Origin of the sequence: Paraglaciecola algarum, from assembly GCF_021532655.1 — a bacterium.
Taxonomy (GTDB): Bacteria; Pseudomonadota; Gammaproteobacteria; order Enterobacterales; family Alteromonadaceae; genus Paraglaciecola; species Paraglaciecola algarum.
On record NZ_JAKGAS010000006.1, the window covers coordinates 19972 to 46814 of the forward strand.

Below are 26843 nucleotides of genomic sequence, written 5' to 3' on the forward strand. Positions count from 1 at the left end.
ATCATACGTGATAATGATTTTAATCGCGGTGCAGTCTGTGTTTTTTTCGCAAGAAGAGATTGAAGGAAACTTAATTGAAAGTTCTTTTAATATATCACTAACTGAGTCTATTACCCCGCTAAAAGCTCCTGAAAGCTCTAATTTATTTGAGGAGGGTAATAGCCAAACTTTAATTGATAATTGTAATTTTTGTTGCTGCTGTCAGTTATTTTTAAATACAGATTCTTCTTGTAATATTTTACAAGCAATAGAATATTTCCCTACCTACGCCTTAGTTTCCCCTGAGCTAAAAGGCTATATGTCGGTGCCATTCCGCCCACCTAAATACGCCTAAATTTTATAGAAAATTAAGAAAGGTCACATGTTAATGACCTAAATATTACATATAAATTTATAGGAAAGTATACATGGCACTTAATACCTGTGTGCATCGCAAGATAGCAATTTTGAGGTGTGTAACACCTCGGCTTAAATATATCGCGTTTCTCGCTTTGTCACTTTTTACATTTAATGTTTATGCGTTTGAAAATCAGTTAAACCTTCAAGAAGCAATTCAGTGGACGCTTAAACAAAATCCCGAACTTAAAATATTTGATTTCAAGCAAACGGCATTAACAGGACAAGAACAAACAGCAAGTTTAAATCCCGAATATGAACTAGAAATTGAAGCTGAGAACTTTGCAGGTTCAGGTGAATTTAATGCATTCGGCAGTGCTGAATTAACTGTCGCTCTATCTTCGGTTATTGAAATGGGAGACAAACGCTCAGCGCGAATTGGGCTTATTTCAAACTCAAGAGCACTGCTCACTGCTGAAAAAGAGGTAGCAGCGCTAAACTTAATGGCTCAAGTCACTGAAAAGTACGTGGAAGTACTAGCAGCACAACAAAGAGTAATATTGGCAAAAAATGCACTGAGTTTAGCGAAAGAAACGTTAGAGATTGTATCTCAGCGTAACCGTGCAGGTGCTACTCCTGAGGCTGAAGTGAAACGTTCAAAAGCAGTTATTGCTCAGGCAAATTTGACCGTTCAATCTGAACAAAAGCGCTTGGAATATTTGAAGCTCTCATTAGCAGCCTACTGGGGGGAAAACTCTGTAACCTTCTCTGAAGTACAAGGGGATCTTTTTCAGTTTGGCAATGATAGTGACTTTAACAGCCTTTTTGCGAAGTTAGAGAAGAACCCTGCTATTCAAATCTATGCAAGTGAACAGCGACTAAAAGAGGCTGAAATACAGTTAGCTAAAACAGAGTCAACGGCCAATATCAAATGGTCTGTTGGTGTTAGGCGCTCTCAAGAAGCCAATGATACGGCACTGGTCGCTGGCTTTAGCTTACCTTTGTTTGCTGAAAAGCGAAATTCTGGTGCAATCGCTAGTGCGCTAGCAGAGCGTGACCAAGTTGCCATAGAGAAAGAGGCGACTAAGTTGAGGTTTAGAAATCACTTACTACGAGCATACTCCAATAGAAAACAAGCCATATTAACAGCTAATTCATTAAAGCAGTCGGTTATCCCAATGCTTGAAGATGCACTGGAAGATACTCAAGACGCCTATCAAAAAGGTCGATATGGATATCTTGATTATGTATCGGCTAGACAAGAGCTGTTAAATGCTCGGCGAACCCTCATTGATGCGGCATCTGCTGCCCTAATTTATGGCGCAGAGATAGAAAAACTAACAAACGAAGCGCTGTCACTCTAAAAAAAGCATCACTTTAAGCTTAATAACAATTTATTGATTCAGTTATTAACTGAATCGTTTAGGAATTAAAAATGAAAAACTATTTACTCGCACTATTGATTTTTATTGGGTATTTGTCACCCATTCAAAGTGTTTTCGCTAGTGAAGATGAACATGAAGGCGAAGAAGGCATAAGCAAAATCGACAATAACATGGCAAAAAAGGTTGGTGTTGAAACAGCCTATTTAGCTTCAAAAACGTTGAACCAAACTATCCCTGTATACGGCTCTACGACGATAGGCGCTGAACAATTATTTCAAGTTGGCGCTAGATATAACGGCGTTATAAAGACAATAAACTTCACTGTTGGTGATACGGTAAAAAAAGGCGATCTATTAGCCGTTATTGAATCTAATGAGAGCTTAAATACTTATAAAATAACATCGCCTGTTTCTGGGACTGTTTTACAGCGAAATGGAAATATTGGCGGTATCACGCAAAACACTAGCTTGTTTGAAATCGTCAATTTTGACACCTTGTGGGCTGAATTTAAGGTGTTTACCAGCCAATATAATCAAATCAAAGTCGGTCAGCATGTTGATATTGAGCAAGGTGAACACGCATTCAGTTCAGTCATCACTAATATTATTCCAGCTAAAGACCAACCTTATGTATTGGCACGGGTACGATTAAACAACACTGAGTTAAAGCTAACGTCAGGTCAATTATTAAAAGGCAACGTCAAAATAAATCAATTCAAGGTGGATTTAGCCGTTGAGAAAGTTGCTATCCAAGAACTGGGGGGACAATTAGGTGTATTTGTTAAAGAAGATGAAGAGTACGAATTTGCACCGCTTGTATTAGGACGTTCAGATAAGAACTATATCGAGGTTATTGGTGGCCTCAGTAAAGACACTGAATATGTAAACAAAAACAGTTATCTGATAAAAGCAGATATATTGAAATCTGAAGTAGAAGACGACGATTAGGAGACGCAATATGATTGAATCAATTTTGCGTCTTGCAATAAATAGGCGCTACTTAGTATTAAGCTTGCTGATGGTAATCATCGGCGTTGGTATGTGGAGTTATCAAAAACTTCCCATTGATGCTGTTCCAGATATAACAAACGTGCAGGTACAAATAAACACTTCTGCCCCCGGTTATTCACCTTTGGAAGCGGAACAAAGGGTGACCTTTCCTGTAGAAACAGCCTTAGCCGGATTGCCAAAGCTGTCTCACACCCGCTCCCTGTCAAGATATGGATTATCTCAAGTAACCGTTATCTTTGAAGAGGGAACCGATATTTATTTTGCTCGCAACTTAATCAATGCAAGATTAGCTGCGATAAAAGGCGTTATTCCCTCTGGCTTAGAGCCAGAAATGGGTCCTATTTCCACAGGGCTTGGCGAAATATTTATGTATACCGTACAAGCTTCTCCTGACGCTAAAATGCCTAATGGAGAGCCTTACACCGCTATTGCCCTGAGGGAAATTCAAGACTGGATCATTAAACCGCAATTGGCTCAAGTTAAAGGCGTCATTGAGGTCAACAGTATCGGCGGCTACAACAAGCAATATCACATAACACCGAAACCTGAAAAATTACTTTTTCATCAGGTGAGCTTTGAAGAAATATCTGATGCATTACGTAAAAATAATGATAACCGTGGCGCGGGTTATATCGAGCAAAACGGACAGCAAGTTTTAGTACGCTCCATTGGGCAACTAGCGACAATAGATGAGATCCTCAATGTCATCATCAAAAAGAACGATGGTATTCCTGTAAAAATAAGTGATGTTGCCAATGTTGCTATAGGCAAAGAACTTAGAACAGGGGCTGCTACTCGTAATGGCATTGAGACAGTGCTTGGTACAACCATGATGCTGATTGGTGAGAATTCTCGCACCGTTGCTTTAGAAGTGGAACATAAGCTCAGCGAAATACAAAAATCTCTGCCAAAGGGCATTACCGCAGAGCCTGTTTACGACAGAACAACGTTAGTAGATAAAGCGATTGCAACCGTTACCAAAAACCTCGTTGAAGGTGCGCTTTTAGTTATTGTTGTGTTATTTATTCTACTTGGAAATTTACGTGCAGCTCTCATTACCGCTGCTGTTATCCCTATTTCCATGTTAATGACAATCACAGGTATGGTGCAAGCAGGAGTATCTGCCAATTTAATGAGTCTCGGCGCATTGGACTTTGGCTTGATAGTGGACGGGGCTGTAATCATCGTTGAAAACTCTGTCCGTAGGTTAGCACAGGCCCAACACAACGGTCATAGGCAAGACTTAAGAGAACGCCTAAATACCGTTTTTGAAGCCACTTCAGAAGTGATACGTCCAAGCTTGTTTGGTGTGGCAATTATCACTGTTGTTTACATCCCCATTTTCACGCTAACTGGCGTTGAAGGGAAAATGTTCCACCCTATGGCGGCAACTGTCGTTATGGCGTTAATTTCCGCAATGATCCTTTCAGTTACACTGGTTCCTGCTGCTGTAGCTGTGTTTATGAAAGGTAAAATCAGCGAAAAAGAAAGTGTTGTTATTCGTTCAACCAAGTCTATTTATGAACCATTGTTAAAAATGGCGATGAAATTTCGTTGGATTATTGTTTCATTTTCAACGCTGTTAATGGGGTATAGCCTTTGGTTAGCAACTACGCTTGGGACAGAATTTGTTCCTCAATTAAATGAAGGTGATATTGCACTACAGGCATTAAGAATTCCATCGACTGGCCTAGAGCAATCAGTAGAAATGCAAGAAGTACTTGAGCAACGTATTAAAGCGTTTCCTGAAGTTGATAAAGTATTCTCGCGCATCGGCACACCAGAAGTAGCAACTGATCCAATGCCACCGAGTATTGCTGATATCTTTGTTATTTTAAAACCACGTAAAGATTGGGCCGAACCTTCAAAGCCAAAGAGTGAATTAGTTGAAGAAATGGAAGAGGTACTGAAAAACATTCCGGGCAACAACTATGAATTCACTCAGCCTATTCAAATGCGTTTCAATGAATTGATTTCTGGCGTTAGAGCTGATGTGGGCATCAAAGTATTTGGCGATGATTTGGATCGGTTATTACTTACTGCAAAAGATATTCTAAATATTGTGAAAACCGTAGATGGTGCAGCAGATGCCAGAATGGAACAAGTCACAGGTGTTCCATCTTTATCGGTAATCCCTAAACGCGAAGCACTTGGTAGGTATGGATTGAACGTTACCGAATTGCAAGACTGGGTTGCCACTGCAATAGGGGGGGAATCTGCGGGGATCATTTATGAAGGAGACAGACGATTTGAGTTAGTTGTTCGTCTACCGGAGCAAACTAGAACGGATATTGATGGTTTGAAATTTCTGCCGCTTCCACTTGAGAATGGTAACTATGTGCCACTTGAAGAAGTGGCAGAGCTTAAATCTGAGTCTTTACCTGCTCAAATTAGCCGTGAGAGCGGTAAAAGAAGAGTTGTGGTTACCGTCAATGTTCGTGGTAGAGATTTAGGCGGTTTTGTCAAAGAAGTGAAAGCTAAAATTAATCAGGAAGGAGAAATTCCAGCAGGATACTGGCTTGATTATGGCGGAACCTTTGAACAGCTAGAGTCAGCGAGTAAAAGATTAAGCTTAGTTGTGCCGATCACACTAATTGTTATCTTAGGTATTTTGGTTATTGCATTTGGTTCATTAAAAGATGCATTGATCATTTTCAGTGGTGTACCGTTAGCATTAACTGGGGGCGTAATTTCTCTTTATTTAAGAGACATGCCTTTATCTATTTCGGCAGGTGTCGGCTTCATAGCATTGTCAGGTGTTGCCGTATTAAATGGCTTGGTTATGTTGGCTTTTATTCGAGACCTTTGGCATGAAAAAGGCGACCTTTACGTAGCGATCATTGAAGGTGCCATCATTCGTTTAAGACCTATTTTAATGACGGCACTGGTTGCTAGTTTAGGTTTTATTCCAATGGCGCTAAATACTGGTATTGGTGCAGAAGTACAACGACCACTAGCAACAGTTGTTATCGGCGGTATTATATCTTCTACAATTTTAACTTTATTTGTATTACCTATTTTATATCAATGGGCGCATGGCTCTGAGAGTAGCAAACAGCAATCCGACGAAATTTAAAATCAAAAAAGCAGCTTAATTACTAGGTTATGCCTAATTAAGCTGCTTGTTATATTTTATGCCTAACATTTGGTTGATAAAGCTTACTGAGCTTCATCTCTACAATTTTCATTTAAAAACTCAAACTCTATCGTCGTGTGCGATAAGTGATAGGAAGATAATTTAGCTGCAATTTCTTGTTTAAGTCTAATTAATTCTTTAACTTCAAAGTTGTCTCTCAGCTCAAGATGCGCTGTTAGAACATGACTTTCACCATCCAATGACCAAAAGTGAATATGGTGAATACCATTAACTTCAGGAAATTCATTTAATGATTGCTTAATACGCTCTTGAGTTTCTTTATCGGGTGCGGCTTGAAGAAACAAGACGAGTGTTGATTTCAGGTTTCTGAAAACATTAAATAAGATGAATAACGTGAAGCCAATCGATAGTAGAGGATCTAATATCGGCAGTTCAACGAACAGCAGTACAATAGAGACTATAAGAACGGCAACCCAACCAAGTACATCTTCAAGTAGGTGCCATGTCAGTACTTTTTCATTTAATGTCTCACCCGCTTTTAATTTGAATACGGCATATCCGTTCACGGCAACACCGAGTATGGCAAGTCCCAGCATCCCCTCAACTACAGGCATTTCAGGATTGGACAACCTTGGTATGGCTTCAAATAAAACCCAAATAGAGCCAATAATTAAAACAATACTATTTACCAAAGCACCAAATAGTGTAAGTCTACGATAACCATAACTAAACCTATCTGATGCTTCTTTATTTGAAAAACGACTCAATAACCAAGCAAACCCTATAGACAGGCTATCACCCAAATCATGAACTGCATCTGCCATTATCGCCGTACTGTTGGTAAGCCAGCCACCTATAAACTCGATAATAGTAAATGTCACATTCAGAAAAAATGCCCAACCAATACGGTTGTCTTGTCCATGTTGATGACTGTGGTTATGGTTGTGCATTTTGTACCTCCAGTACTGTCTTTTTTCTAATATTAGCGACATTGAAGTTGATCAGATGACGGATCACTCGTTGATACATCCAACGTTTCACGCCTGATAAGTTAGTTCCTTGCTCACGATAGAACTCATCAGGGGAATCATAAAGTCCGAAATCGTCATGAATACCTTCTTTTTGAATATAGGTATCCTCTCCACGCCAATCCGTATCAGGTGATGAAAAGCACTTTGTCGCAACACCATAGCCACAAAAAACATCTTTTTCTTGGCTAAACCTTTGCTGTAAGGATGTTAGATATTGTGCATCCAAGATAAAGCCTTCTAAGTTGATCCAACGACCATCAAGGTATACCTCCACCCAACTGTGGATAATGTATTTAGGAGCTAACCAAAAAACATAGGTTGGTATGGCACCTTTTTGCAACTGTTGATTTATAGTAAACCCGTGAAATCGGCATGGAATGCCTAATCCACGCAATAGAGCCATCAATAGATTGCCTTTGGTATTACATTGACCATAACCATCAGACAGCACTTCACTCGCTGAAATATCATCGCTCTTGTTGTAGCCAAACAACATTTCATCTTTCACAAATTGGTAGGCTACACCAATTTTGTTGAAATCATCCAAGCTTTTCCACCTTCGTTGATTTATGAGGGATTGGATATTTTTGTGTTCAAAATTGACTATGCTGGTCTTGGTTAGATACTTATCACACATTTTCACCCCTTATTCACTTGTATGCTTTAACTATAAACCCTATAGTAACTATAGGGTCAAGTTTATTGGGAAGCTTTATGAAAATTGGCGAATTATCGAAGACATCAGGCTGTTCTATTCAAACGATTAGATATTATGAAAGACAAGGGTTGCTTTCAGATCCTGAGCGCTCTGAGGGTAACTTTAGGTTGTATTCCAATAAGGCGTTAAAAGAGCTGGAATTCGTTAAGCATTGTCGCAGCCTCGATATATCTCTTGATGATATCAAACGTCTTATTGAATTAAAGAATAAGCCAGAAGAAAGCTGCTCTAGTGTGAATGAATTGATTAAGCAGCAATTAAATTTAGTCAACAAACGCATGAAAGAATTAAAGGCCTTAAAAAATGAATTACAACATATGGCAAGTACATGCAATTCTGATAATACCATTGAAGGATGCGGTATTATTAAGTCGTTGGATAGTTAATCTAAATTCTGCTTTGAACTATTCTTAGTCGCAAAGGCAATTATGAAAACCATTGGTAAATTAGCACAATCATTAAATTTAAACGTAGAAACCATTCGTTTTTATGAGCGAGAAGGACTTATTACACAACCTACAAAACCAATATCAGGTTATAGACAATATGACGAAACAATAGCAGGACAACTTAGGTTCATCACAAAAGCCAAAATGCTCGGCTTTACGTTAAAAGAAATTAAATCGCTAATGTCTATGGACAACGACTGCGCTAAAGTTGAGTTATTAAGCCGACAAAAGTTAGCAATCATTCGAGAAAAAATTAGCGACCTTCAACGTTTAGAGAAAGTAATTGTGGATATGACAAATACCTGTATACAAAACGATGATCCAACATATTGCCCTATTATTGATGCATTAAAATGATTGACTCTGTACTTATGTACGGAGTTTAGAGTGTTGGTCATATCAATCAATAGACTTTCAAATGATAAATAAAATATTAGACAAAGTAGGCTCTGGTGGTGTTTGGCTAGCGGCACTTAGTTGTACAGGGTGTTTCCCTGCACTCGGTTCTTTAGCATCAGCGTTGGGGTTAGGATTTCTTTCTCATTTTGAGGGGATTGCTGTAAATACCTTATTACCTATATTTGCAACTCTGGCATTATTAGTAAACTTATACAACTGGCATAAAAATAAAAGCCATACCAGAGCTATCTTCAGCATTCTAGGGCCTGTAGCAGTGCTATTAACGCTTTATCCTCTATGGCAATATGATTGGAGCACATATCTATTTTACTTAGGTATTTGTTTAATGGTTGTTATGTCTGTATTAGATATCGTAAAACCAGTAAGGGTACAAGCATGCAAAATATAGAGCTTAAATCGACTATTACATGTCCTGAATGTGGGCATAGAAAAATGGAAAAAATGCCGACTAGCGCTTGTCAGTGGTATTATGAATGCGAATCATGCAAAGTTTTGTTAAAACCATTAAAGGGTGACTGCTGTGTTTACTGTTCGTATGGAACAGTAAAATGCCCACCTATTCAAGAAGGACATAATTGTTGCGCCAGTTAGCATAAGTGAATGTTTAATTTGTGCTAACTATTGTGATTATATAAGGACAGCTTTAGGCTCATATCTGCCAAAGATATAAGGTTACAAAGGTCGCTTAATCCGAAAAGTGATCAATGTTCTTATCATTAGGGTTAATTCAATCGACTAAAAAATAGTTCTTAATTTACATTGGGCGAAATATACATTAATATTTATTCGGTATTTTATCTAGAGAACTTTATGTTTAAACCACTTTCAAAAGTCTTAGTTTTAGTAGCTATGCTGATTGCCTTTGTTGGGCAAGCATTAGCTTATACAGCTATGTCTTGTGAAATGTCGGAAAATTCTCATCAATCTCTTATGACTATGGATCATTCTTCAATGAATTCTCATGAGGGAATGGATCATAGTGATATGAAAACTAGTGCTTCAAGTTCAGAAGACTGCTGCGACCAAGATTGTATTTGTCCTGCAAATGCATGTACATCAGTCACATTTTTGAATGCAAACAGTGGTTCAACTGATATTTTAGGGTTTACTGACACTATAGTGAACCAAGGTGCTGAACACCCAAAGTCAATTTCTACTTCCCTTTACCGCCCTCCAATATTTGCCTAACACAGGATTAGTGCGTCCAAAATTTACGCACAAAATAACTTTTCTTGTTAATTAATTAAGCGCTATTGCGCCTAAATATTGTCCAGCATTGTCTGGGGGCAAAAATGATCAAAATATTTTTTAAGTTAGCGGTAGTTGTGCTGCTAGTACCAGCATTTACTCACGCAACCGAGCATAATCATAAAAGTAATGCTGAAGTTAAACCAATCGAGTTATTAGTTTATAAAACTCCTACTTGTGGATGTTGTAAAAAATGGATATCTCATATTGAAGATGAAGGAATTATTGCGGACTCCAAAGATTTCCGAAACATCTCCAATATAAAAACTAAGTACGGTATCAAACCTAATTATCGCTCTTGTCATACAGCCGTTACAAGAAATGGCTTTGTGTTTGAAGGTCATGTACCTGCCAAATTCATAAAACAATTTTTATCTGAAAAACACGACAACGCCATTGGTTTGTCAGTTCCTGCGATGCCTATTGGCTCTCCGGGAATGGAAGTCGGTGAACGTTTTATGCCTTATAACGTGTTGGTTTTTTTTAAGGATGGAACTAGCAAAGTCTATGCAAAAGTGAATACCTATGAGGAGCAATTCTAATGAAATTAGGAATTCAAAACTTATCAAAGGTTACTGTTGGTTTAATGATTGGGTTTTCTGCATTTTACGCCCAAGCCGAAAAAGTTATTTCACTTCAACAGGCTATAGAGTTAGCTCAACAAAATGATCCTTGGTTACACGGCAGCAGCTTGAAACAAAAGGCTGTAGAGAATATGAGTATAGCTTCCGGGACATTACCTGACCCTAAAATATCTGTTGGTATGATGAACTTGCCAACAGATACATGGAACTTCGATCAAGAAGGTATGACTCAATTTAAAGTTGGAGTGTCTCAAATGTTTCCTAGAGGAGATAGTTTGGCACTCAAACAACAACAGTTAAAAATAGAATCAACTCAATACCCATTGTTACGTGAAGACCGTAAAGCAAAATTAAAAAGTGAAGTTTCCCAACTTTGGTTAGATGTATTTTTAGCGCAACAAACGATTAAGTTAATCGAAAACGATTGGGAGCTATTCGAGCAAATGGCGGAGGTTGCAAAAGCTAGTTATTCGAATGCGGTAGGAAAAACAAGGCAACAAGATGTCATTCGAGCACAGCTAGAAATCGTTCAATTAGAAGATAGATTGACAGTTCAAAAGCAAAAATTAGAAACGTCTATCGCTCGTCTAAACGAATGGCTTCATCTTTATAATGACAGTGATTTTGAAAAAGCGTTTGATTTTGATTCACAGCCAATAGAGTTCAATGTCTCAGAAGGTCTACCTGCAATTCGATTGCAAAATCCTGCTGTTTTAACTGAGGTTCATTATTCGCGAAATGCTCTGGCATTAGCATTAGAAAACCATCCTGCCATTCGTGCAATTGATGTTAAGAAAAAAGTGTCTGAAAAAGCAATTACTATAGCCAAACAACAATATAAGCCCCAGTGGGGAGTTAACGCTAGCTATGCCTATCGTGATGATATGCCATCAGGAGATAGTCGATCGGACTTGTTTTCTGTTGGCGTGACATTTGATTTACCGTTATTCACTGAAGATAGACAAGATAAACAAGTTGCTGCATCAATCGCTGAATCAGAAGCTATCAGAACAGAGAAATTGTTATTAATAAAACAAATGATTAGCGCAATTGAAAAAGAGCTACGTCAGCTAAAAAGATTATCAGAAAGACAATCGATATATAAAGATCAATTGCTTAAACAAACCAACGAACAGGCTGAGTCTTCATTGACTGCTTACACCAACGATGATGGCGATTTTTCTGAAGTGGTTCGAGCAAGAATAGCTGGGCTTAATGCCAGAATATCAGCCTTAAAAATAGATGTTGATGCATTAAAAACAGTCGCTCGTATCAATTATTTCTTCGCACAGTCAAATACCAAACCAGTACTTGCGCACACCAGTAAATTTGGAGAAAAGTAATGTCATCTAATACGAAAATAATTATCGCAATCATCATAGGAGCTGCAATAGGTGCTGGGACCTTGAGTATATTCCAAAACTCGAACTATGATAGCTCGATCGCCAAATCTGAAGAAAAGAAGGCGCTTTATTGGGTTGCCCCGATGGATTCTAACTACCGCCGGGACAAGCCCGGTAAGTCTCCTATGGGGATGGATTTAATTCCCGTATATGAAGATGAATCATCAAGTGATGACTTCGGCCCCGGCGCAGTTAAAGTTTCTCCTCATGTCGTAAACAATCTTGGTGTTCGTACCGCACCTGTTGAACTAAAAAATATGCATACTGAAATCTCTACGGTAGGTTATGTACAATATGACGAGGATAAGCTAATTCATATCCACCCACGTGTTGATGGCTGGATCGAAAAGCTTTATGTCAAGGCTACTGGTAACCCTGTAGAAAAAGGGCAGCCACTCTACACCTTATATTCTCCCCAGTTAGTTAATGCTCAAGAAGAATTGTTAATTGCCTTAAAGCGCAATAACAGCTCTCTAGTTACGGCAGCTAAAGATCGTCTTAAAGCGCTGCAACTTTCAGCAGACTTTATTAAAGAATTAGAGCAAACAAGAAAAGTTCAGCAATCCATTACTTTTTATTCACCTCAAGCTGGTGTTGTGGATGGGTTAAAGATACGAGAAGGCTTTTATGTGAAGCCGGGAAATACGTTGCTTAGTATCGGCAAACTTGACCAAGTATGGGTAGAAGCTGAAGTGTTTGAACGAGATGCTGCGATGATCAAAGAAGGGTTGCCAGTATCAATGACTCTGGACTATCTGCCCGGTGAAGATTGGACTGGTGTTGTTGATTATGTTTACCCAACTTTAAACAACAAAACTCGCACCCTTAGAGTTCGGTTGAAATTTGATAATCCTGATTTTCAATTAAAGCCCAATATGTTCGCACAAGTTTCGATTCATGCAAATCAAACCGACAGTACGATTATTGTCCCTAAAGAGGCCGTCATTCGCACAGGTAAGCAAGACCGAGTGGTACTTGCTTTAGGTGAAGGACAATTTAAGTCTATTGAAGTCACTATTGGTCGAGTCGATATCGATAGTATCGAGATTTTGCATGGATTAACTGAAGAAGATGTGGTTGTTACGTCTGCTCAATTCTTAATTGATTCTGAATCAAGTAAATCATCCGACTTTAAACGTATGACCCATGATGAGGTGCCGAACTCAATTTGGATGCAAGGTGAAGTCAATAGCGTCATGACAGGACATCGTATGGTCAATATTACACATGGCCCGGCTGAAGCTTGGGATTGGCCTGAAATGACAATGGACTTTGATGTGGCTGAGAAAATCGATGTTGATTCTTTAAAGTCAGGTCAATCTTTACACTTCGAGGTGTCTAAAACCGAAGATAGTGGATATGAAGTAACTGGTATTCATATCATGAGTGAGCCAGAAGTATCCTCTGCAACAGTCTCAGGTTTAATTAATGAAATAACCTTAGGCAATCGCACTTTCAATATTAGTCGAGGCCCTGTAGAGAAGTGGGATAGACCTGCTGCGACGAAGGATTTTGTCGTCGGGGAAAATATAGAAATCGCTGACTTTAGTGTTGGTGACAGCGTCATATTCACATTTGAAGAGAGAGGTGAATTGGTTATCACTGAAATGTCCCTTGAATCAAATGAACAAAACAGCAACGAGCATGAGACAAATCATGTACAGAAAGCTGTTGTCGATCATTCGAATCATTAAATAGGGAGATTAGTAATGATTGAATCAATAATTAGATGGTCAGTGGGCAACCGTTTCTTTGTTTTATTAACCACGCTTATCCTCGCTTTTGGTGGTATGTTTGCGTTAAAAAATACACCAGTCGATGCGCTACCTGACTTGTCAGACGTACAAGTAATTATCAAAACCAGTTATCCGGGCCAAGCACCTCAGGTAGTACAAGATCAAGTTACTTTCCCTTTAACAACCGCAATGCTTTCAGTGCCGGGAGCACAAACGGTTCGAGGGTACTCTTTCTTCGGTGACTCTTACGTCTACATTATATTTGACGACGATACAGACCTTTATTGGGCAAGGAGTCGGGTGTTGGAGTATTTGAGTCAAGTAGCTCCGAGTTTACCTGATTCGGCAAAACCACAGTTAGGGCCTGATGCAACAGGTGTGGGCTGGGTTTATATATATGCGCTTACGGACACGTCAGGAAATCATGATCTTAGTCAGTTACGTAGTATTCAAGACTGGTTCCTCAAGTATGAACTCCAAACTGTGCCGGGAGTTTCTGAAGTAGCTGCAATTGGTGGCATGGTTAAACAATATCAAGTGCAAGTTGACCCAGATAAGTTGCGAGCTTACGGCATACCATTGACTCACGTTCAAATGGCGCTGAAAAGAGGTAACCAAGAGACAGGTGCATCTGTAGTTGAAATGGCCGAAGCTGAGTATATGGTAACGGCGACTGGTTATATTCAATCTGTCGGTGACATTGAAGAAATTCCGTTAGGCGTTAATGAGCAGGGCACGCCATTGCGTATTGGCGATATTGCTGATGTTGGACTGGGTCCACAGATGCGTCGTGGGATAGCTGAATTAAATGGTGAAGGAGAAGTTGTAGGCGGCGTTATAGTCATGCGCTTTGGAGAGAATGCACAACAAACAATCATTGGTGTTAAAGACAAACTTGATTCATTGAAGTCTTCTTTACCTGAGGGAGTTGAAGTTGTGCCTGTTTATGACAGATCTAAGTTAATTGATCGAGCAGTTAGTTACCTATCAGATAAATTGGTTGAAGAATTAATAGTGGTAGCACTTATTTGTGCAGCATTTTTGTTTCACTTGCGATCTTCTTTTGTGGCAGTTATTACGTTGCCGTTAGGTATTTTGGTGTCTTTTATCATCATGTATATGCAAGGTATCAATGCCAACATTATGTCATTAGGCGGAATTGCAATAGCGATTGGAGCTATGACGGACGGCGCAATTGTCATGATTGAAAATATGCATAAGCATATGGAAAAGACACCTTTAACGGATGAAAATCGCTGGCAAATCGTTGCTAAAGCAGCAAGTGAAGTTGGACCTGCGTTGTTTTTCAGTTTGTTAATTATCACAGTATCATTTTTACCCGTCTTTATTTTAGAAGCGCAGGAAGGAAGAATGTTTGCCCCTCTTGCCTATACAAAAACCTACGCAATGGCAGCTTCTGCTGGATTAGCAATCACGCTAGTTCCCGTTCTTATGGGCTATTTTATTCGTGGCAAGGTTATATCTGAAAAGAAAAATCCATTGAACCGCGTGCTAACGGCGCTATATATGCCTGTCTTAAGGCAAGTGATGAAATTCCCTAAATCGACAATTGTAATAGCAATATTGATTACGGTAGTTGGTTTTTGGCCTGTTAATAAGATTGGTAGTGAATTCATCCCGCCACTAGATGAAGGTGACCTGATGTATATGCCAACCACTTATCCGGGCATTTCTATTGGTAAAGCTCGTGAGTTATTGCAACAAACGGACAAGTTACTTCGCACAGTACCTGAGGTTGAAACCGTTTTTGGTAAAGTTGGTCGTGCTGAAACCGCCACTGACCCAGCCCCTTTAACTATGATTGAAACTTTCATTCAGTTGAAACCACAAGAGCAGTGGCGAGAAGGTGTAACCACTGAAAGTTTAAAAGCTGAATTTGATAAGTTGGTTAAATTCCCCGGCTTAACAAATGCTTGGGTAATGCCAATAAAAACCCGAATAGATATGCTAGCGACAGGCATCAAAACGCCTGTTGGAATAAAGGTAGCTGGACCTGATCTTGATACGATTCAAGAAATTGGTCAACAGATAGAACAATTGTTGCCAAAGGTAGAAGGAACAGCGTCTGTTTATTCTGAGCGTGTTGCAGGAGGCCGTTATATCAAGGTCGATATCTCTCGTGAAAAGGCGAGTCGATTCGGGCTAAATATTGCTGACGTCCAGCAGGTGGTATCGACGGCTATTGGAGGCATGAACGTCACTCAAACAGTTGAGGGACAAGAGCGCTACCCCGTCAATTTAAGATACCCACAAGACTATCGAGATTCGCCAGAGCAACTCGCAAGATTACCTGTTATTACACCGAATGGTCAGCGCATCGCACTAGGTGATGTTGCAGATATCCGTGTTGAAAATGGCGCACCGGGAATAAAAAGTGAAAACGCTCGCATTAATGGCTGGGCATTTATTGATATTGAAGGCGTTGATGTCGGCACATATGTAGAAAATGCCAAAGAGTATCTTGATAAAAATTTAGACATACCAGCAGGCTACTCAATTTCTTGGGCTGGACAGTATGAATATATGGAAAGAGCAAAAGAAAAATTAACTTATGTATTGCCTTTAACGCTAGCGATAATCTTGATCTTGCTTTATTTGAATTTCCGCTCATTTAGCGAAGTGGCCATTATTGTTGTGACATTGCCAATGGCGATGATTGGCGGTCTATGGTTGATGTATTTAGAAGGGTTTAACTTCTCTGTTGCAGTAGGCGTAGGCTTTATTGCGCTAGCAGGTGTTGCCGTTGAGATTGGGGTGATCATGCTGGTTTACTTGAATCAAGCTCTTACCGAGCTTAAGGAAAAAGCCAAGGAGCAAGTAAAACCTATATCAGATGGTGAGTACCGCGAAGCTTTACTGCATGGAGCTGGTTTGCGTGTGCGCCCTGTCATGATGACGGTAGCTACAATCATCATTGGTCTTTTCCCTATTTTATATGGAACAGGAACAGGTTCGGAGGTAATGAGTCGCATAGCTGCGCCAATGGTAGGTGGTATGACGAGCGCAGTATTACTAACACTCATTGTACTGCCAGCAATTTATTCAATTGTTAAGAAGCGAGACATAAATATCTTCAACCAAGCGTTATCCAAAAAATAAATTTCGTCGTTAAATTATAAACTTAAAAAAGAGGTAAATATGAAAACATTAATTAAATTTTTAACCGTAATCAGTGTCGTTTTTAGTAGTGCGGTATTTGCGCATGTGCATCTTGAAAAAACCGTGCCTGCTGATAATGCAATGTTAATGAAAACACCGGAAGAACTTAAACTTAAGTTCAGTAAAGAAGTGCGTTTAGTCAAAGTATCGTTAAAAAATAAGCAAGGGGAAAAAGTAAAATTTGGTTTTATACCTTCAAAAGAAGCAAACGGCACATTTTCGTGGAAATTACCTAAATTGTCTCCCGCCAATTATATCGTGGACGTGACTTTCTTAGGTAATGACGGTCATAAAATGAAGAATAGCTTTGGATTCATGGTTCATTAATTAGAGTAATCATTATGGAAATGTATATCTGGAATGCAATCATAGTTTTGTCAAAAATTTTGTTTTACGTGGGCTTTGCTTGCATAGCTGGATATACATTTTGGGGAGGATCGTATAGCGGCAATACGATGAAAACTGAAGATAAAAGGTCGTTTAGTCAAATTACCTTTATGACCGCCTTAATCGCTTTTATAGCAAATACTGTCTGGTTTTTTGCTAATACGGGTGCAATAGCTGAAGAAGGAATTGGTGGGGTTTTAGACCTTGATATGATTATTATCATGTGGGATTCATCCATAGGCGATACTGCAATTTGGCGCTCAATTGGTTTGATTGGGGCAATAATGTTAGTAGTTTTTTCTTCTCCAATGACAGTAAGAAATCGAAGTTTAAATGTCCTACAACTCTTGCTAGTCATATGTCTACTTGTTTTTTCTTACTCTTATACGTTGGTTGGGCATGTTTCCGAAATGGGAGTATTTGAAAAAGGGCTATTAATGGTACATGTCATAGTTATGGCATGGTGGTTTGGTGCCCTTTATCCTCTTAAAAAAGCCTGCGATATGTTGGAACTTGAAAAGCTCTATCAAATAATGGAAAGGTTTGGAAAACAAGCTAGCGTCATGGTGAGCTTACTTTTAATCGCAGGCTTATTATTGGTAATTCAGTTGGTTGGCGGAATAGAGGCTCTTCTTACTAGTAATTATGGACAAACCATATTAGTTAAATTGTTACTAGTGACTAGCATATTGACGATAGCCGCTACACACAAATTGAAATTAGTTCCGCAACTCAAAAGCAACGATGGCAGAAAAGCATTATCCAAATCAATCTCAATTGAAATGTTTGTAGCTATTGCCATTTTATCTGTAACAGCAGTGCTTACTAGTATTGTCGGCCCTGTAAATTAAACCTAAAAAGAGAATGAAAATAAAAAATAAATATACTACTCGTTCTATTAATGACGTTTAACTTTGGAGTTCAGGCTCATGGTGACAAACAAAAAGATAAAAGAATATTCAAAGGACTAGATACCCCTGCCGCAATGGTTGTATTAGCTTTTAATGAAGCGTTAAAACCAAGTAACAAAGAGCTTGCGCGTGCTCAATTAGCTGATGATGTCACCATTTATGAGGGGCATGTCGAAACAAAGAAGTGCAGACGGATACGCTCATCATTATATGTTGTCTGATATGAGTGCTTTGCGGCTATGAAGAGCGAATCACTAGAGCACCAAGTGATGGTATTTGGTAATACCCAATATCAGCCTCGCGTAGACACTCCATAGGTATTCACAAGCGTAAATAGCGCGATTACCAAGGTATGAAAACAATGGTGCTAGAAAAACAAAACGGTGAATGTAAAATCAAACACATCCACTGGTCACATTAAATTAGAAATTATTATATTAGGCTTGACCTGTGTCTTACACACAGGTTTAAACTGAGCTTAGTTAATCAATTTATTGAGTTAGGATTGTTTATGAAAGTTACCGAATTAGCCAAAGAGTTTGGAACAACACCCGATACTGTCAGGTACTATACTCGCTTAAAGTTACTTAACCCAGCTAAGTCAGAAAACGGATATAAGTATTACCCTTTAACAGAAATCTCTCGACTGAAGTTTATTTTAAGTGCAAGACATCTCGGATTTTCAGTGTCGGATATACGACATATTATTGATGAGGCAAGTCTCGGAAAATCAGCATGCCCTTTAGTTAGATCTCTTATTAAAGAAAGGTTAGCTGACACCGAAAAACAATTTCAGGCAATGTTAGCGTTGCGTAAAAATATGAACGATGCGCTAGCACAATGGGATGTCAAGGAAGATAAAACTCCAACGTCAACTATGGTATGTCACCTCATAGATAGTTTTGAACCTACAAAGGAATATGGTGGTTCCCATGACTAATACTAAATCCGATATTCATCTCATTATTGAAGGAGCTGGGTGTGCTAGCTGTGTAGGCAAAATTGAAGGGGCGTTAAAGGCAACTCTTGGTGTAGTCAGTGCGGAAATGAATTTTGCTGATAGGACTGTAATAGTATCAGGGACAGCTAAAACCGAAGAATTGATCAAAGCTGTTGAGTCTGTGGGTTATAACGCGAAACCAATTGATGATAGCTCGGAAACTGATGTACTAGATGAAAAAGAAGCGGCTGATTGGGCTTATTACAAAAAGCTGATGAGAGATACGTTTATTGCACTTTCACTAGGCATACCCCTTATGATCTACAGTATTGTTATTGGCGAAATGACAGTAGAAACAAACGCTGAACGAATGTCGTGGTTCATGGTTGGTGTTTTAACTTTTGGCGTTATGTACTTTTCAGGTAAGCATTTTTATGTTGGTGCTTGGAAGAGCTTTAAAAACCATTCTGCCAATATGGACACTCTGATTGCATTAGGAACTGGTACAGCGTGGATTTACTCAATGGTTGTTGTCTTTGTGCCTGATGCTATCCCGATGATGGCTAGGCATGTGTATTTTGAAGCAACCGCTATGATCATTGGTTTGATTAATTTGGGTTTAGCACTTGAACTGAAAGCCAGAGGAAAAACATCGGAAGCGATAAAGCGTCTCATTGGGCTGCAAGCTAAAACAGCAACGGTGATTCGCGATAAAAAAGAAGTTCAAATTGGTATTGAGCAAGTCCTTTTGAAAGATGTGGTTAAAGTAAAGCCCGGTGAAAAAATGCCTGTTGATGGTGTTGTCATTGAAGGTCACACATCTATTGATGAATCAATGCTTACTGGTGAGCCAATGCCTGTAGAGAAAACTGAAGGAGATGAAGTTGTTGCGGGCACTTTAAACAAGTCAGGTGTGATTTTCTTTAAGGCAACACGAGTAGGGAAAGATACTGCGCTAGCACAGATCATCAATATGGTGAAAAGAGCACAAAACTCTAAACCACCAATAGGTCGTCTTGCTGACGTGATTTCAGGCTACTTTGTTCCTGTGGTGATGATTATTTCGGTTTTAAGCGCATTAGCATGGCTTAACTTTGGGCCAGCTCCTGCGATAGCATTTGCAATCGTTTCTGCAACTACGGTGTTAATTATCGCTTGCCCTTGTGCATTAGGTTTGGCAACGCCTATGTCGGTTATGGTTGGGGTGGGCAAGGCAGCCGAAGCAGGTGTACTTATTCGAAATGGAGAAGCATTACAAACAGCCTCCAAAATCACAGCAATGATATTTGATAAAACAGGCACAATTACCGAAGGGGCACCTAAGGTAACAGATATCGTTTTGGCACATTCAAAGGACGATAAAAAAGTATTACAGCTTGCCGCTAGTCTAGAGAGTGGTTCAGAGCACCCCTTAGCACAAGCCATTGTAGAGAGTGCTTTGGAAAGAGACATTGAACTTTTAAAAATCGATTCTTTTAAAGCCATCACAGGATTTGGTGTAGAGGCAAACTGTGAAAATCGCGTTTTACTTTTCGGCAACGAAAAGCTGATGAAAATAAAAGGTGTCGATGTAACTGGTCATATTGAGCAAGCTCAAACCTTAGCTAAAGAAGCAAAAACACCAATGTACTTTGCTATTGATGGACACCTTGCAGCTCTTATTGCAGTGGCTGACCCAATAAAACCTGATTCCATTTCAGCTATCAAGCGACTTCAAGCGAATAACATACGCGTAATTATGCTAACTGGCGATAATAAGGAAACTGCCACCGCAGTTGCTACGAAAGTAGGAATTACTGAATTTCTAGCTGAAGTTTTGCCAGAAGATAAAGCCAATAAAGTTGAAGAATTACAACGCAGTGGTGAAATTGTTGGCATGACAGGAGATGGAATAAATGACGCGCCAGCGCTTGCATTAGCTGATGTTGGATTTGCTATAGGTACAGGTACAGATGTAGCTATTGAAAGTGCAGATATTACCTTGATGAGAGGCTCTCTGCATGGTTTGGCAGATGCTATCGCAGTAAGTAAGGCAACCCTTCGCAATATTAAGCAAAATCTATTTGGAGCGTTTATTTACAACGTAGCTGGTGTCCCATTAGCAGCAGGCGTGATGTATCCATTCTTCGGTATCTTGCTAAGCCCTGTAATAGCAGGCGCTGCGATGGCACTTTCATCGTTGACAGTAGTGTCTAACGCTAATCGACTCCGTTTGTTTAAAGCTCAAGAGCACTAAGGATAATACACATGATTGTAATCAATATAATTGGACTAGTTTTGATCGCAATAATAGTTTGGTGGTTTTGGCTATATAAGCCACAAGAAACTGTTGTCGAAAATAATGAAATTATGATTGAAGTAAAAGATGGAATTTATTCGCCAGCCTTAATTCAAGTGGCAGCAGACAGACCTATTTTATTGACGTTTTTTCGTAATGATCAGAATCCTTGCTCTGAAACATTATTATTTCCGTCCTTGGAAATAAGTGAACAGCTCAAATTAAATGAAATAACTCAAGTGAATATTAAAGCACTAATACCCGGTGAGTATGAGTTTCATTGCCAGATGAAAATGTATCACGGGGTTTTAAAGGTAATTTAAAATGTGCAGTGTGATTACTAAGAAATATTGGCGGCATAATCATTGCGCGATTTTGTCACAGTTAATTTGGTGATATCTTGTCAGTTATATAAACTATATTGACGTTTTTAGTATTAGGCGATATCTGATGCTTATCAAGCCTTCGACTCATCCGTGAATCGAAGGCTTGATATACGTTTAACTATTTCAAAAGCATAATTAAACTTCCAGCGATCATGAATAAATTTTCAGACAGTGATATAAATCCGAGAGGGACATTACTATCACCACCAACGCAGGCGCATTTTAGCTCTCGCTTATCTATATAGACAGCTTTAAATACTGAGATAGCGCCTACTGTTCCAATAAATAGAGAAAAGGGCGCTACCGCCAAGGCTGGTAATTGTGCAACCATTCCAATACCCGCATATGCCTCAACAAATGGATAAATATATCCGTACCGAATCCATTTCATCGCTAGTAAATCATATGTGATAAATGAATTGGTAAAGCTATACAAATCTTTGAGTTTTTGTACTGCGAGCATCGTCATAGAGAACGCGATAAAAAGCATCAGGGTTCGAGTGGATAAATATTCACCTGTAGCAAAATGCTGAAAAGCCCAAGTCAATAACGCTGCTATGGAAAAGATTACAATTACGGGGGTGTAAGTGGTGCCCGTTTGACCTGCTTCTGCTTTACCGAAATATTTGCGCAAGTCGTCATATCCGCCTATTCGTTCATCATCAATGAAAGTTTGTGGTGTAGTTTTAACTCCGTGCTTATCTTTAAACTTATCGGTATCTTCACGCGAAGTTAAATGGTTGTCTTCGACTTTATAACCTTCTCTTTTTAATAAGTCTTTTGAGCGCAACCCATAAGGACAGATATGATCGTTAGTTACCATTCTGTAAACTATTGCGGTTTTACTCATCGTTATCTCCTTAATTTTCTTGACCTTTATTATTGGTAGTTACTTTAACGTTATCTTCATCAGAATAAATATTACAATTATCGAGGTTAGTATCATCGCTACAAATTTATGCATTTCATATGTAATATTTACTCGGTAATACATATGTTTTGAAATATTTTCTTAAATAACTTCTATATTTCGAGATTATTAAAATACTTTCAATATTCGTACCAACGCGCAGGTGAGAAATTATTGGGTACTTCGTATCGATTTTTCCTTTATTAGTTTCAAAAAGTGCTCTCATTTAATTCTAATTATCTTTATTTAAAACCCAATAAACAGAAAACAATGCAAGCTCAATATGCATAAAAAAATCGAAATCATGTTTATTTATAAATAAATCATATGGTCAGTTAACATCAGTTAGATTTAAGAGGCTGTAACGAATTTTGTGTAACTGCTTATCATAAATTACTCTATTGAGAGTTAAGGATAGGCAGATGCAAATGAACAGCTCAAATTAAATGAAGTAAATCAAGTGAATATTAAAGAACTAATACCCGGTGAGTGTGAGTTTCATTACCAGATGAAAATGTACCACGGAGTTTTAAAGGTAATTTAAAATCAATTAATGGGTTATTTGCTTAATAACTCAAATCTCCCTTCTAGCTTGCCGTAAGCTCGTTGGAGCTTATCAAACTCTACTTCTTTAATTTCAAGTTGTTTGATACGACTCTCATTTGCTTCTAGTAACCCAAGTAGTCTTGAGTTTTCTGCCACTAGCTCTTCGTTTCTAGATTGCAAAACATCTATTTCAGCTTCTAGTTCGTCAATTTTATTGTCGCTTGATTCAATAGCGAGGCTTGCTTGATTTTCAGATTCCTCATATTCAAGGATTTTTGATTGGTAATCATCAATAGTTGATTTAACTCTTTTTTCTGCAACTTGTTGTGCGACTTTGTAGCTTTCCATTGCTAGCTTCTCAAGTTGATTTATAGCTGTTTGTTGGTTCTTCTCCAACTTTTCAGCTATTTCCGTTGGTAGTTCAATTTCTTCTACTTTTTCCTCAACTATTGATTCTTGTTGGGATAAATATTCAGACCAAACGATCTTAATACGCTCAGAACTTCCACCTTGCAACCTGTTTCGTATTGCAAATGGACTAACTAATTTACCTTCAGCGGTAATCGCTTTTCCAGCTTCAATTATCTGTTGATCTGAAAATTCAGCTCTTCTACCCATATCACCCTCAAAATAAGTTAATTAAGTTATTTAACTTAATTAACTTTAGTATGTTTTTTGATTTTTTCAATTAAATGTGCAAATAAAGTCACTTTTAGGCTGTTCGATAAAATATTGGATTATTTTGAACGTTTTATCTCGAATGTGAACGTATGTATATTTTTTAATTCGTTCATGTACGAAACTGTATTTGTTGACTTTCGTTTATCTGGTTGCTAGTGTGTACGAAAGTTATAACTTTGGTGCATGAAGATGACGAATGAAGCAGAAATAAGAAAATTATCTTTTGAACAAATAAAAGAGTTACTTACAGATCCTTTCAGGGTTCTGGTAGAAGAGGGTCGTGTTATTCATATATGTGCATACGGCCAAGATTCCAGTGAGGTGCTTGAAGAAGTATCGATTAGTACTGCGGCACATGATTTGATTAGACAACTAAGTAGATCAAATATCATTCACAAAGCAAAGTGGGGGCAAAATATTATTTCTGATATTCCTGACTTCGCTTCTTTTTATGATATTCATCGTGGGGATATTTACGGTATTCAAACAGAAGACGAATATCAGCTTGCTAAGTCATTAGAGCTAGCAGAATCTAGATAAAATGAAAGTAGGTTTTGCTAGAGTCTCTACAAATGAGCAAGATTTAGAAGTGCAACTTTCTAAATTATCAGATTTTGGCTGTGAGAAAGTTTTCAAAGGTAAGCAATCAGGTACATCAATAAAAAATGATGAAAAGCTTAAAGAGCTTATCGATTTCATTAGAGAAGGTGATGAAGTAATTGTTACTCGACTAGATCGGCTTGGACGTTCATTAAAAACAATATTGGACTCAATAGACAATATTCATAGAAAAGGCGCTTGCTTGAATATCATCGATGGATCATTAAATACGAGTAACGACAATCCTTTTTCAAACGCAATGATTAATCTATGTGGCGTATTCGCTCAACTAGAGCGTGACCTAATAAAAGCGAGAACAGCCGAAGGCAGAGCTGAAGCAAAAGCAAAAGGAAAACACTTGGGGAGAATGCCCGCACTTAAAGATCAGCAAGCTAGAGAGTTATTTAATGCAAAATTAAATGGGGAGTCTATTTCTGCTTTAGCAAGAAAATATAAAGTGAGTCGTCCTACCGTTCACAGAACAATTAGTCGGATAAAGAAAATCATTGAGCAGAGTAAATCAATAACCCTATAACATTACAATATATGGAAATATTCCACTTGATGAATCAAGTGGGGAGGAAATTTATTTATAGCGCATCCTTTAGCAGGAAACTTTTTGAGTCATTGAAATTGTATTTTCAATAGTCAAATAAAAAATAACATTAGTTTTATTAAGAGGTGGTTTTTGTGAAAAATAGTTCATTTTTAGCGTGGATACTTCGAATGAACCTTATTAAACGCTGGTCTCCTATGCATTTAGTGAAGGAAGAGAATGTAGCTGAGCATAGTCATCAGGTAGCCGTAATTGCACATTTATTAGCAACGATTAAAAATGTTTATTGTGATGGTCATATAAGTCCTGAAAAAGCTGCCACTATCGCTTTATATCACGAAGTTTCAGAAACAAAACTTCAAGATATAAACCATGTTACCAAGTACAGTTCACCCGCGTTAACAGAGGAATTTAAAAAAATAGAAGATTTAGCTGAGATTGAGTGTTTGAATTCCTTACCTGAAAAGTTGCAACCGCTATTCAAAGAGCTAGTTATACAAAAGCAGGTAGATAAAGAGTATAAGAAGTTAGTAAAAGCAGCCGATGTTCTTACTGCTTATTTTAAAGCATGCGATGAACTAAAATTTCATAACCCAGAATTTGTCTCTGTTAAAAAGCGTTTATCTTTGAAAGTAGAAACTTATAAGAAAGATATGCCTGAGGTAAGTATTTTTATGGAACTTTTTGAACAAAATTGTTTGGCTAGTCTGGATGATTTATCTAATTAAACTTGACAATAATAATACGTATGTAATAAAATGTATCTATTGATTCTTTCCCTTTGCCTTTATAATTAAGGCGTTAGAGTTGCAACCCTCCAAAATAAATACGTTTATGGTGTTTTGTTCCGAAGGGAGGATGACCAATATCGTGAGCTAAACAAAGCGCTTCAATTAATATGTCACTTAACCCAAGTTGTTTGGTTAATGCGGGATATTTGCTTCTTAATTGCGCGGCAATACCCTGGCCAATTTGTGATGCTTCTAGTGAGTGGGTGAGGCGAGTTCGATAGAAATCGCTCATACCTACACCTAACACTTGGGTTTTGGATTGTAATCGACGAAAAGCAGCAGAATGCAGAATACGGGCTTTGTCACGTTGGAAAGGTGTACGATGATCACCTTCTCGTTCAGTTTTTTTGTTTAAAAATCTGCTGCTCCATGGATCCATTGATAAACTTATCTTGATAAATTATAGATGTCTAATCTGAACAAAGTTACTGATGTAAATCAAGGTGATAGTCTTAGATAATTAATTAAAATCGAGCTTATTTATCTTCTTGAGTAATTTCATCAAGACTTAAACTAAAACTAGGTACATAAGCTTTCATAAAGTAGTCCACTTCTTCAGAGTGATAATCCTTTAACATTTGATCCAAGCGTTTTTTAGCTAATTCGAATTCCCTATTGCCTGCAGATAATTCTTCCAAAGTTTTTAAATAGGCACAAATCACATCTGCAGCTTTTACGATAAAAGCTATGTCTTCACTATGATAATGATGATCAATTAGTTTTGCATAGTCATCGTGAAAGTCTTCTGGGGCCATATTGATTAGCTTTTTCTCAGCTAACTTTTCAATTTTTTTGTATTCATCACGAATAACTGGATTAGAATATTTTACTGGGGTTGGTAAGTCACCTGTGATGACTTCAGATACATCGTGAAACATGGCTATTGTGGCGACTTCATTTGGGTCAAGCTTACCGCCGAAATATTTATTACGTATTAGTGCTAAAGAGTGAGCCACCATGGCCACCTGTAGACTGTGCTCTTGTACGTTTTCGGTGCGTACATTGCGCATTAACGGCCAGCGATTGATCAACTTCATTCGAGCTAGATGAGCAAAAAAGTGGCTTTTGATAGTATGGAAACTCATGAATTAGTGACCCTGTTTATAATTTTGAAACTTAATACTCCATTCTCTCATCCAATTAGTACTCTTTGAAAGCTAATTAATTTAATAATCAATTTTGATCTTAATCAAAGTTAATGAGGGTATTAAAAGAACATGATGGCATGCTAGTCATTTGTACTATTTGGTTCATTCCTGA

General features: G+C 38.3%; 27 protein-coding genes and 1 pseudogene. 22 read left to right on the forward strand and 6 right to left on the reverse strand.

Annotation, left to right across the window (positions count from 1 at the left end; all coding sequences use genetic code 11):
* The first annotated feature begins 37 nt into the window (after positions 1-37).
* The 4 genes from L0668_RS11850 to L0668_RS11865 all read left to right on the forward strand — a co-directional run bounded on the left by L0668_RS11850 (position 38) and on the right by L0668_RS11865 (position 5807).
* Entirely contained in the window at positions 38-334 is a 297-nt protein-coding gene (locus L0668_RS11850; RefSeq protein WP_235312836.1) for a hypothetical protein, read from the forward strand.
* A gap of 73 nt (positions 335-407) precedes the next feature.
* The gene (locus L0668_RS11855; protein WP_235312837.1) at positions 408-1700 is read left to right on the forward strand and encodes a TolC family protein; all 1293 of its coding nucleotides are present in this window, start codon (positions 408-410) and stop codon (positions 1698-1700) included.
* 71 nt (positions 1701-1771) lie between these two features.
* Complete coding sequence (locus tag L0668_RS11860; RefSeq protein ID WP_235312838.1) at positions 1772-2668, forward strand: efflux RND transporter periplasmic adaptor subunit; 897 nt, start codon at positions 1772-1774, stop codon at positions 2666-2668.
* 10 nt (positions 2669-2678) lie between these two features.
* On the forward strand, positions 2679-5807 hold the full coding sequence (locus L0668_RS11865; protein WP_235312839.1) for an efflux RND transporter permease subunit: 3129 nt from the start codon (positions 2679-2681) through the stop codon (positions 5805-5807).
* 83 nt (positions 5808-5890) lie between these two features.
* Here L0668_RS11865 and L0668_RS11870 read toward each other — a convergent pair whose 3' ends face one another.
* Together L0668_RS11870 and L0668_RS11875 are read right to left on the reverse strand one after the other, a co-directional pair.
* Positions 5891-6778 (reverse strand): cation diffusion facilitator family transporter, encoded by an 888-nt coding sequence (locus L0668_RS11870; RefSeq protein ID WP_235312840.1) that lies wholly within the window; start codon positions 6776-6778, stop codon positions 5891-5893.
* Complete coding sequence (locus tag L0668_RS11875; protein ID WP_235312841.1) at positions 6765-7496, reverse strand: transglutaminase-like domain-containing protein; 732 nt, start codon at positions 7494-7496, stop codon at positions 6765-6767. The genes L0668_RS11870 and L0668_RS11875 overlap by 14 nt, the downstream gene beginning before the upstream one ends.
* A gap of 77 nt (positions 7497-7573) precedes the next feature.
* On the opposite strand from L0668_RS11875, the gene cadR reads away from it, so the two are divergent.
* The 15 genes from cadR (at position 7574) to L0668_RS11950 (ending at position 21436) form a co-directional block, all read left to right on the forward strand.
* Entirely contained in the window at positions 7574-7963 is a 390-nt protein-coding gene (gene cadR, locus L0668_RS11880) for a Cd(II)/Pb(II)-responsive transcriptional regulator (RefSeq protein ID WP_235312842.1), read from the forward strand.
* A gap of 42 nt (positions 7964-8005) precedes the next feature.
* Complete coding sequence (locus L0668_RS11885; protein WP_235312844.1) at positions 8006-8383, forward strand: MerR family transcriptional regulator; 378 nt, start codon at positions 8006-8008, stop codon at positions 8381-8383.
* A gap of 61 nt (positions 8384-8444) precedes the next feature.
* The gene (gene merC / locus L0668_RS11890) at positions 8445-8834 is read left to right on the forward strand and encodes an organomercurial transporter MerC (RefSeq protein WP_235312846.1); all 390 of its coding nucleotides are present in this window, start codon (positions 8445-8447) and stop codon (positions 8832-8834) included.
* Positions 8822-9037: a GDCCVxC domain-containing (seleno)protein gene (locus L0668_RS11895; protein WP_235312847.1), complete on the forward strand. Its 216-nt coding sequence runs from the start codon at positions 8822-8824 to the stop codon at positions 9035-9037. The genes merC and L0668_RS11895 overlap by 13 nt, the downstream gene beginning before the upstream one ends.
* A gap of 219 nt (positions 9038-9256) precedes the next feature.
* Positions 9257-9634 carry a hypothetical protein gene (locus L0668_RS11900; protein WP_235312848.1) on the forward strand — a complete coding sequence of 126 codons (378 nt, stop codon included), beginning with the start codon at positions 9257-9259 and terminating at the stop codon, positions 9632-9634.
* A 104-nt stretch (positions 9635-9738) separates the two neighbouring features.
* Complete coding sequence (locus L0668_RS11905; protein WP_235312849.1) at positions 9739-10236, forward strand: DUF411 domain-containing protein; 498 nt, start codon at positions 9739-9741, stop codon at positions 10234-10236.
* Positions 10236-11621 (forward strand): TolC family protein, encoded by a 1386-nt coding sequence (locus L0668_RS11910; RefSeq protein WP_235312850.1) that lies wholly within the window; start codon positions 10236-10238, stop codon positions 11619-11621. The genes L0668_RS11905 and L0668_RS11910 overlap by 1 nt, the downstream gene beginning before the upstream one ends.
* Complete coding sequence (locus L0668_RS11915) at positions 11621-13375, forward strand: efflux RND transporter periplasmic adaptor subunit (protein ID WP_235312851.1); 1755 nt, start codon at positions 11621-11623, stop codon at positions 13373-13375. The genes L0668_RS11910 and L0668_RS11915 overlap by 1 nt, the downstream gene beginning before the upstream one ends.
* Before the next feature lie 15 nt (positions 13376-13390).
* Complete coding sequence (locus L0668_RS11920) at positions 13391-16537, forward strand: efflux RND transporter permease subunit (RefSeq protein ID WP_235312853.1); 3147 nt, start codon at positions 13391-13393, stop codon at positions 16535-16537.
* Positions 16538-16576: 39 nt separating this feature from the next.
* Positions 16577-16924 (forward strand): copper resistance CopC family protein, encoded by a 348-nt coding sequence (locus L0668_RS11925; protein WP_235312855.1) that lies wholly within the window; start codon positions 16577-16579, stop codon positions 16922-16924.
* Positions 16925-16938: 14 nt separating this feature from the next.
* Complete coding sequence (locus tag L0668_RS11930) at positions 16939-17835, forward strand: CopD family protein (protein ID WP_035016405.1); 897 nt, start codon at positions 16939-16941, stop codon at positions 17833-17835.
* A gap of 50 nt (positions 17836-17885) precedes the next feature.
* Positions 17886-18116 (forward strand): hypothetical protein, encoded by a 231-nt coding sequence (locus L0668_RS11935; RefSeq protein ID WP_235312857.1) that lies wholly within the window; start codon positions 17886-17888, stop codon positions 18114-18116.
* A 290-nt stretch (positions 18117-18406) separates the two neighbouring features.
* Positions 18407-18835: a MerR family transcriptional regulator gene (locus L0668_RS11940; protein ID WP_235312859.1), complete on the forward strand. Its 429-nt coding sequence runs from the start codon at positions 18407-18409 to the stop codon at positions 18833-18835.
* The gene (locus tag L0668_RS11945) at positions 18828-21071 is read left to right on the forward strand and encodes a heavy metal translocating P-type ATPase (protein ID WP_235312860.1); all 2244 of its coding nucleotides are present in this window, start codon (positions 18828-18830) and stop codon (positions 21069-21071) included. Before L0668_RS11940 ends, L0668_RS11945 begins: the two co-directional genes overlap by 8 nt.
* Before the next feature lie 11 nt (positions 21072-21082).
* Positions 21083-21436: a cupredoxin domain-containing protein gene (locus L0668_RS11950; protein ID WP_235312862.1), complete on the forward strand. Its 354-nt coding sequence runs from the start codon at positions 21083-21085 to the stop codon at positions 21434-21436.
* Positions 21437-21617: 181 nt separating this feature from the next.
* Here L0668_RS11950 and L0668_RS11955 read toward each other — a convergent pair whose 3' ends face one another.
* Both L0668_RS11955 and L0668_RS11960 read right to left on the reverse strand, forming a co-directional pair.
* The gene (locus tag L0668_RS11955; protein WP_235312864.1) at positions 21618-22349 is read right to left on the reverse strand and encodes a MauE/DoxX family redox-associated membrane protein; all 732 of its coding nucleotides are present in this window, start codon (positions 22347-22349) and stop codon (positions 21618-21620) included.
* 618 nt (positions 22350-22967) lie between these two features.
* On the reverse strand, positions 22968-23573 hold the full coding sequence (locus tag L0668_RS11960; RefSeq protein ID WP_235312866.1) for a DNA-binding protein: 606 nt from the start codon (positions 23571-23573) through the stop codon (positions 22968-22970).
* A 252-nt stretch (positions 23574-23825) separates the two neighbouring features.
* On the opposite strand from L0668_RS11960, the gene L0668_RS11965 reads away from it, so the two are divergent.
* The 3 genes from L0668_RS11965 to yfbR (L0668_RS11975) all read left to right on the forward strand — a co-directional run bounded on the left by L0668_RS11965 (position 23826) and on the right by yfbR (L0668_RS11975) (position 25520).
* Positions 23826-24176 (forward strand): hypothetical protein, encoded by a 351-nt coding sequence (locus L0668_RS11965; RefSeq protein ID WP_184425365.1) that lies wholly within the window; start codon positions 23826-23828, stop codon positions 24174-24176.
* 1 nt (position 24177) lies between these two features.
* A complete protein-coding gene (locus L0668_RS11970) occupies positions 24178-24771 on the forward strand; it encodes a recombinase family protein (RefSeq protein WP_184425367.1) in 594 nt (197 codons plus the stop codon).
* A gap of 155 nt (positions 24772-24926) precedes the next feature.
* Entirely contained in the window at positions 24927-25520 is a 594-nt protein-coding gene (gene yfbR / locus L0668_RS11975) for a 5'-deoxynucleotidase (RefSeq protein WP_235312868.1), read from the forward strand.
* A gap of 118 nt (positions 25521-25638) precedes the next feature.
* On the opposite strand, the pseudogene L0668_RS11980 reads toward yfbR (L0668_RS11975), so the two are convergent.
* A pseudogene (locus L0668_RS11980) lies at positions 25639-25962 on the reverse strand (HD domain-containing protein); the annotation flags it as partial.
* A 97-nt stretch (positions 25963-26059) separates the two neighbouring features.
* The gene (gene yfbR, locus L0668_RS11985; protein ID WP_235312870.1) at positions 26060-26668 is read right to left on the reverse strand and encodes a 5'-deoxynucleotidase; all 609 of its coding nucleotides are present in this window, start codon (positions 26666-26668) and stop codon (positions 26060-26062) included.
* Between the last annotated feature and the right edge of the window lie 175 nt (positions 26669-26843).

Bases quoted from the DNA above. Each gene is read 5' to 3' on its own strand.
- L0668_RS11920 (WP_235312853.1), top strand. From the start codon at position 13,391: ATGATTGAATCAATAATTAGATGGTCAGTGGGCAACCGTTTCTTTGTT.
- L0668_RS11935 (WP_235312857.1), top strand. From the start codon at position 17,886: ATGACGTTTAACTTTGGAGTTCAGGCTCATGGTGACAAACAAAAAGAT.
- L0668_RS11955 (WP_235312864.1), bottom strand. From the start codon at position 22,349: ATGAGTAAAACCGCAATAGTTTACAGAATGGTAACTAACGATCATATC.
- L0668_RS11895 (WP_235312847.1), top strand. From the start codon at position 8,822: ATGCAAAATATAGAGCTTAAATCGACTATTACATGTCCTGAATGTGGG.
- L0668_RS11860 (WP_235312838.1), top strand. From the start codon at position 1,772: ATGAAAAACTATTTACTCGCACTATTGATTTTTATTGGGTATTTGTCA.
- L0668_RS11925 (WP_235312855.1), top strand. From the start codon at position 16,577: ATGAAAACATTAATTAAATTTTTAACCGTAATCAGTGTCGTTTTTAGT.
- L0668_RS11945 (WP_235312860.1), top strand. From the start codon at position 18,828: ATGACTAATACTAAATCCGATATTCATCTCATTATTGAAGGAGCTGGG.
- L0668_RS11970 (WP_184425367.1), top strand. From the start codon at position 24,178: ATGAAAGTAGGTTTTGCTAGAGTCTCTACAAATGAGCAAGATTTAGAA.
- L0668_RS11855 (WP_235312837.1), top strand. From the start codon at position 408: ATGGCACTTAATACCTGTGTGCATCGCAAGATAGCAATTTTGAGGTGT.
- L0668_RS11940 (WP_235312859.1), top strand. From the start codon at position 18,407: ATGAAAGTTACCGAATTAGCCAAAGAGTTTGGAACAACACCCGATACT.
- L0668_RS11900 (WP_235312848.1), top strand. From the start codon at position 9,257: ATGTTTAAACCACTTTCAAAAGTCTTAGTTTTAGTAGCTATGCTGATT.
- L0668_RS11870 (WP_235312840.1), bottom strand. From the start codon at position 6,778: ATGCACAACCATAACCACAGTCATCAACATGGACAAGACAACCGTATT.
- L0668_RS11875 (WP_235312841.1), bottom strand. From the start codon at position 7,496: ATGTGTGATAAGTATCTAACCAAGACCAGCATAGTCAATTTTGAACAC.
- merC (WP_235312846.1), top strand. From the start codon at position 8,445: ATGATAAATAAAATATTAGACAAAGTAGGCTCTGGTGGTGTTTGGCTA.
- L0668_RS11905 (WP_235312849.1), top strand. From the start codon at position 9,739: ATGATCAAAATATTTTTTAAGTTAGCGGTAGTTGTGCTGCTAGTACCA.
- L0668_RS11885 (WP_235312844.1), top strand. From the start codon at position 8,006: ATGAAAACCATTGGTAAATTAGCACAATCATTAAATTTAAACGTAGAA.
- L0668_RS11965 (WP_184425365.1), top strand. From the start codon at position 23,826: ATGACGAATGAAGCAGAAATAAGAAAATTATCTTTTGAACAAATAAAA.
- L0668_RS11930 (WP_035016405.1), top strand. From the start codon at position 16,939: ATGGAAATGTATATCTGGAATGCAATCATAGTTTTGTCAAAAATTTTG.
- L0668_RS11950 (WP_235312862.1), top strand. From the start codon at position 21,083: ATGATTGTAATCAATATAATTGGACTAGTTTTGATCGCAATAATAGTT.
- yfbR (WP_235312870.1), bottom strand. From the start codon at position 26,668: ATGAGTTTCCATACTATCAAAAGCCACTTTTTTGCTCATCTAGCTCGA.
- L0668_RS11910 (WP_235312850.1), top strand. From the start codon at position 10,236: ATGAAATTAGGAATTCAAAACTTATCAAAGGTTACTGTTGGTTTAATG.
- L0668_RS11865 (WP_235312839.1), top strand. From the start codon at position 2,679: ATGATTGAATCAATTTTGCGTCTTGCAATAAATAGGCGCTACTTAGTA.
- L0668_RS11915 (WP_235312851.1), top strand. From the start codon at position 11,621: ATGTCATCTAATACGAAAATAATTATCGCAATCATCATAGGAGCTGCA.
- L0668_RS11960 (WP_235312866.1), bottom strand. From the start codon at position 23,573: ATGGGTAGAAGAGCTGAATTTTCAGATCAACAGATAATTGAAGCTGGA.
- cadR (WP_235312842.1), top strand. From the start codon at position 7,574: ATGAAAATTGGCGAATTATCGAAGACATCAGGCTGTTCTATTCAAACG.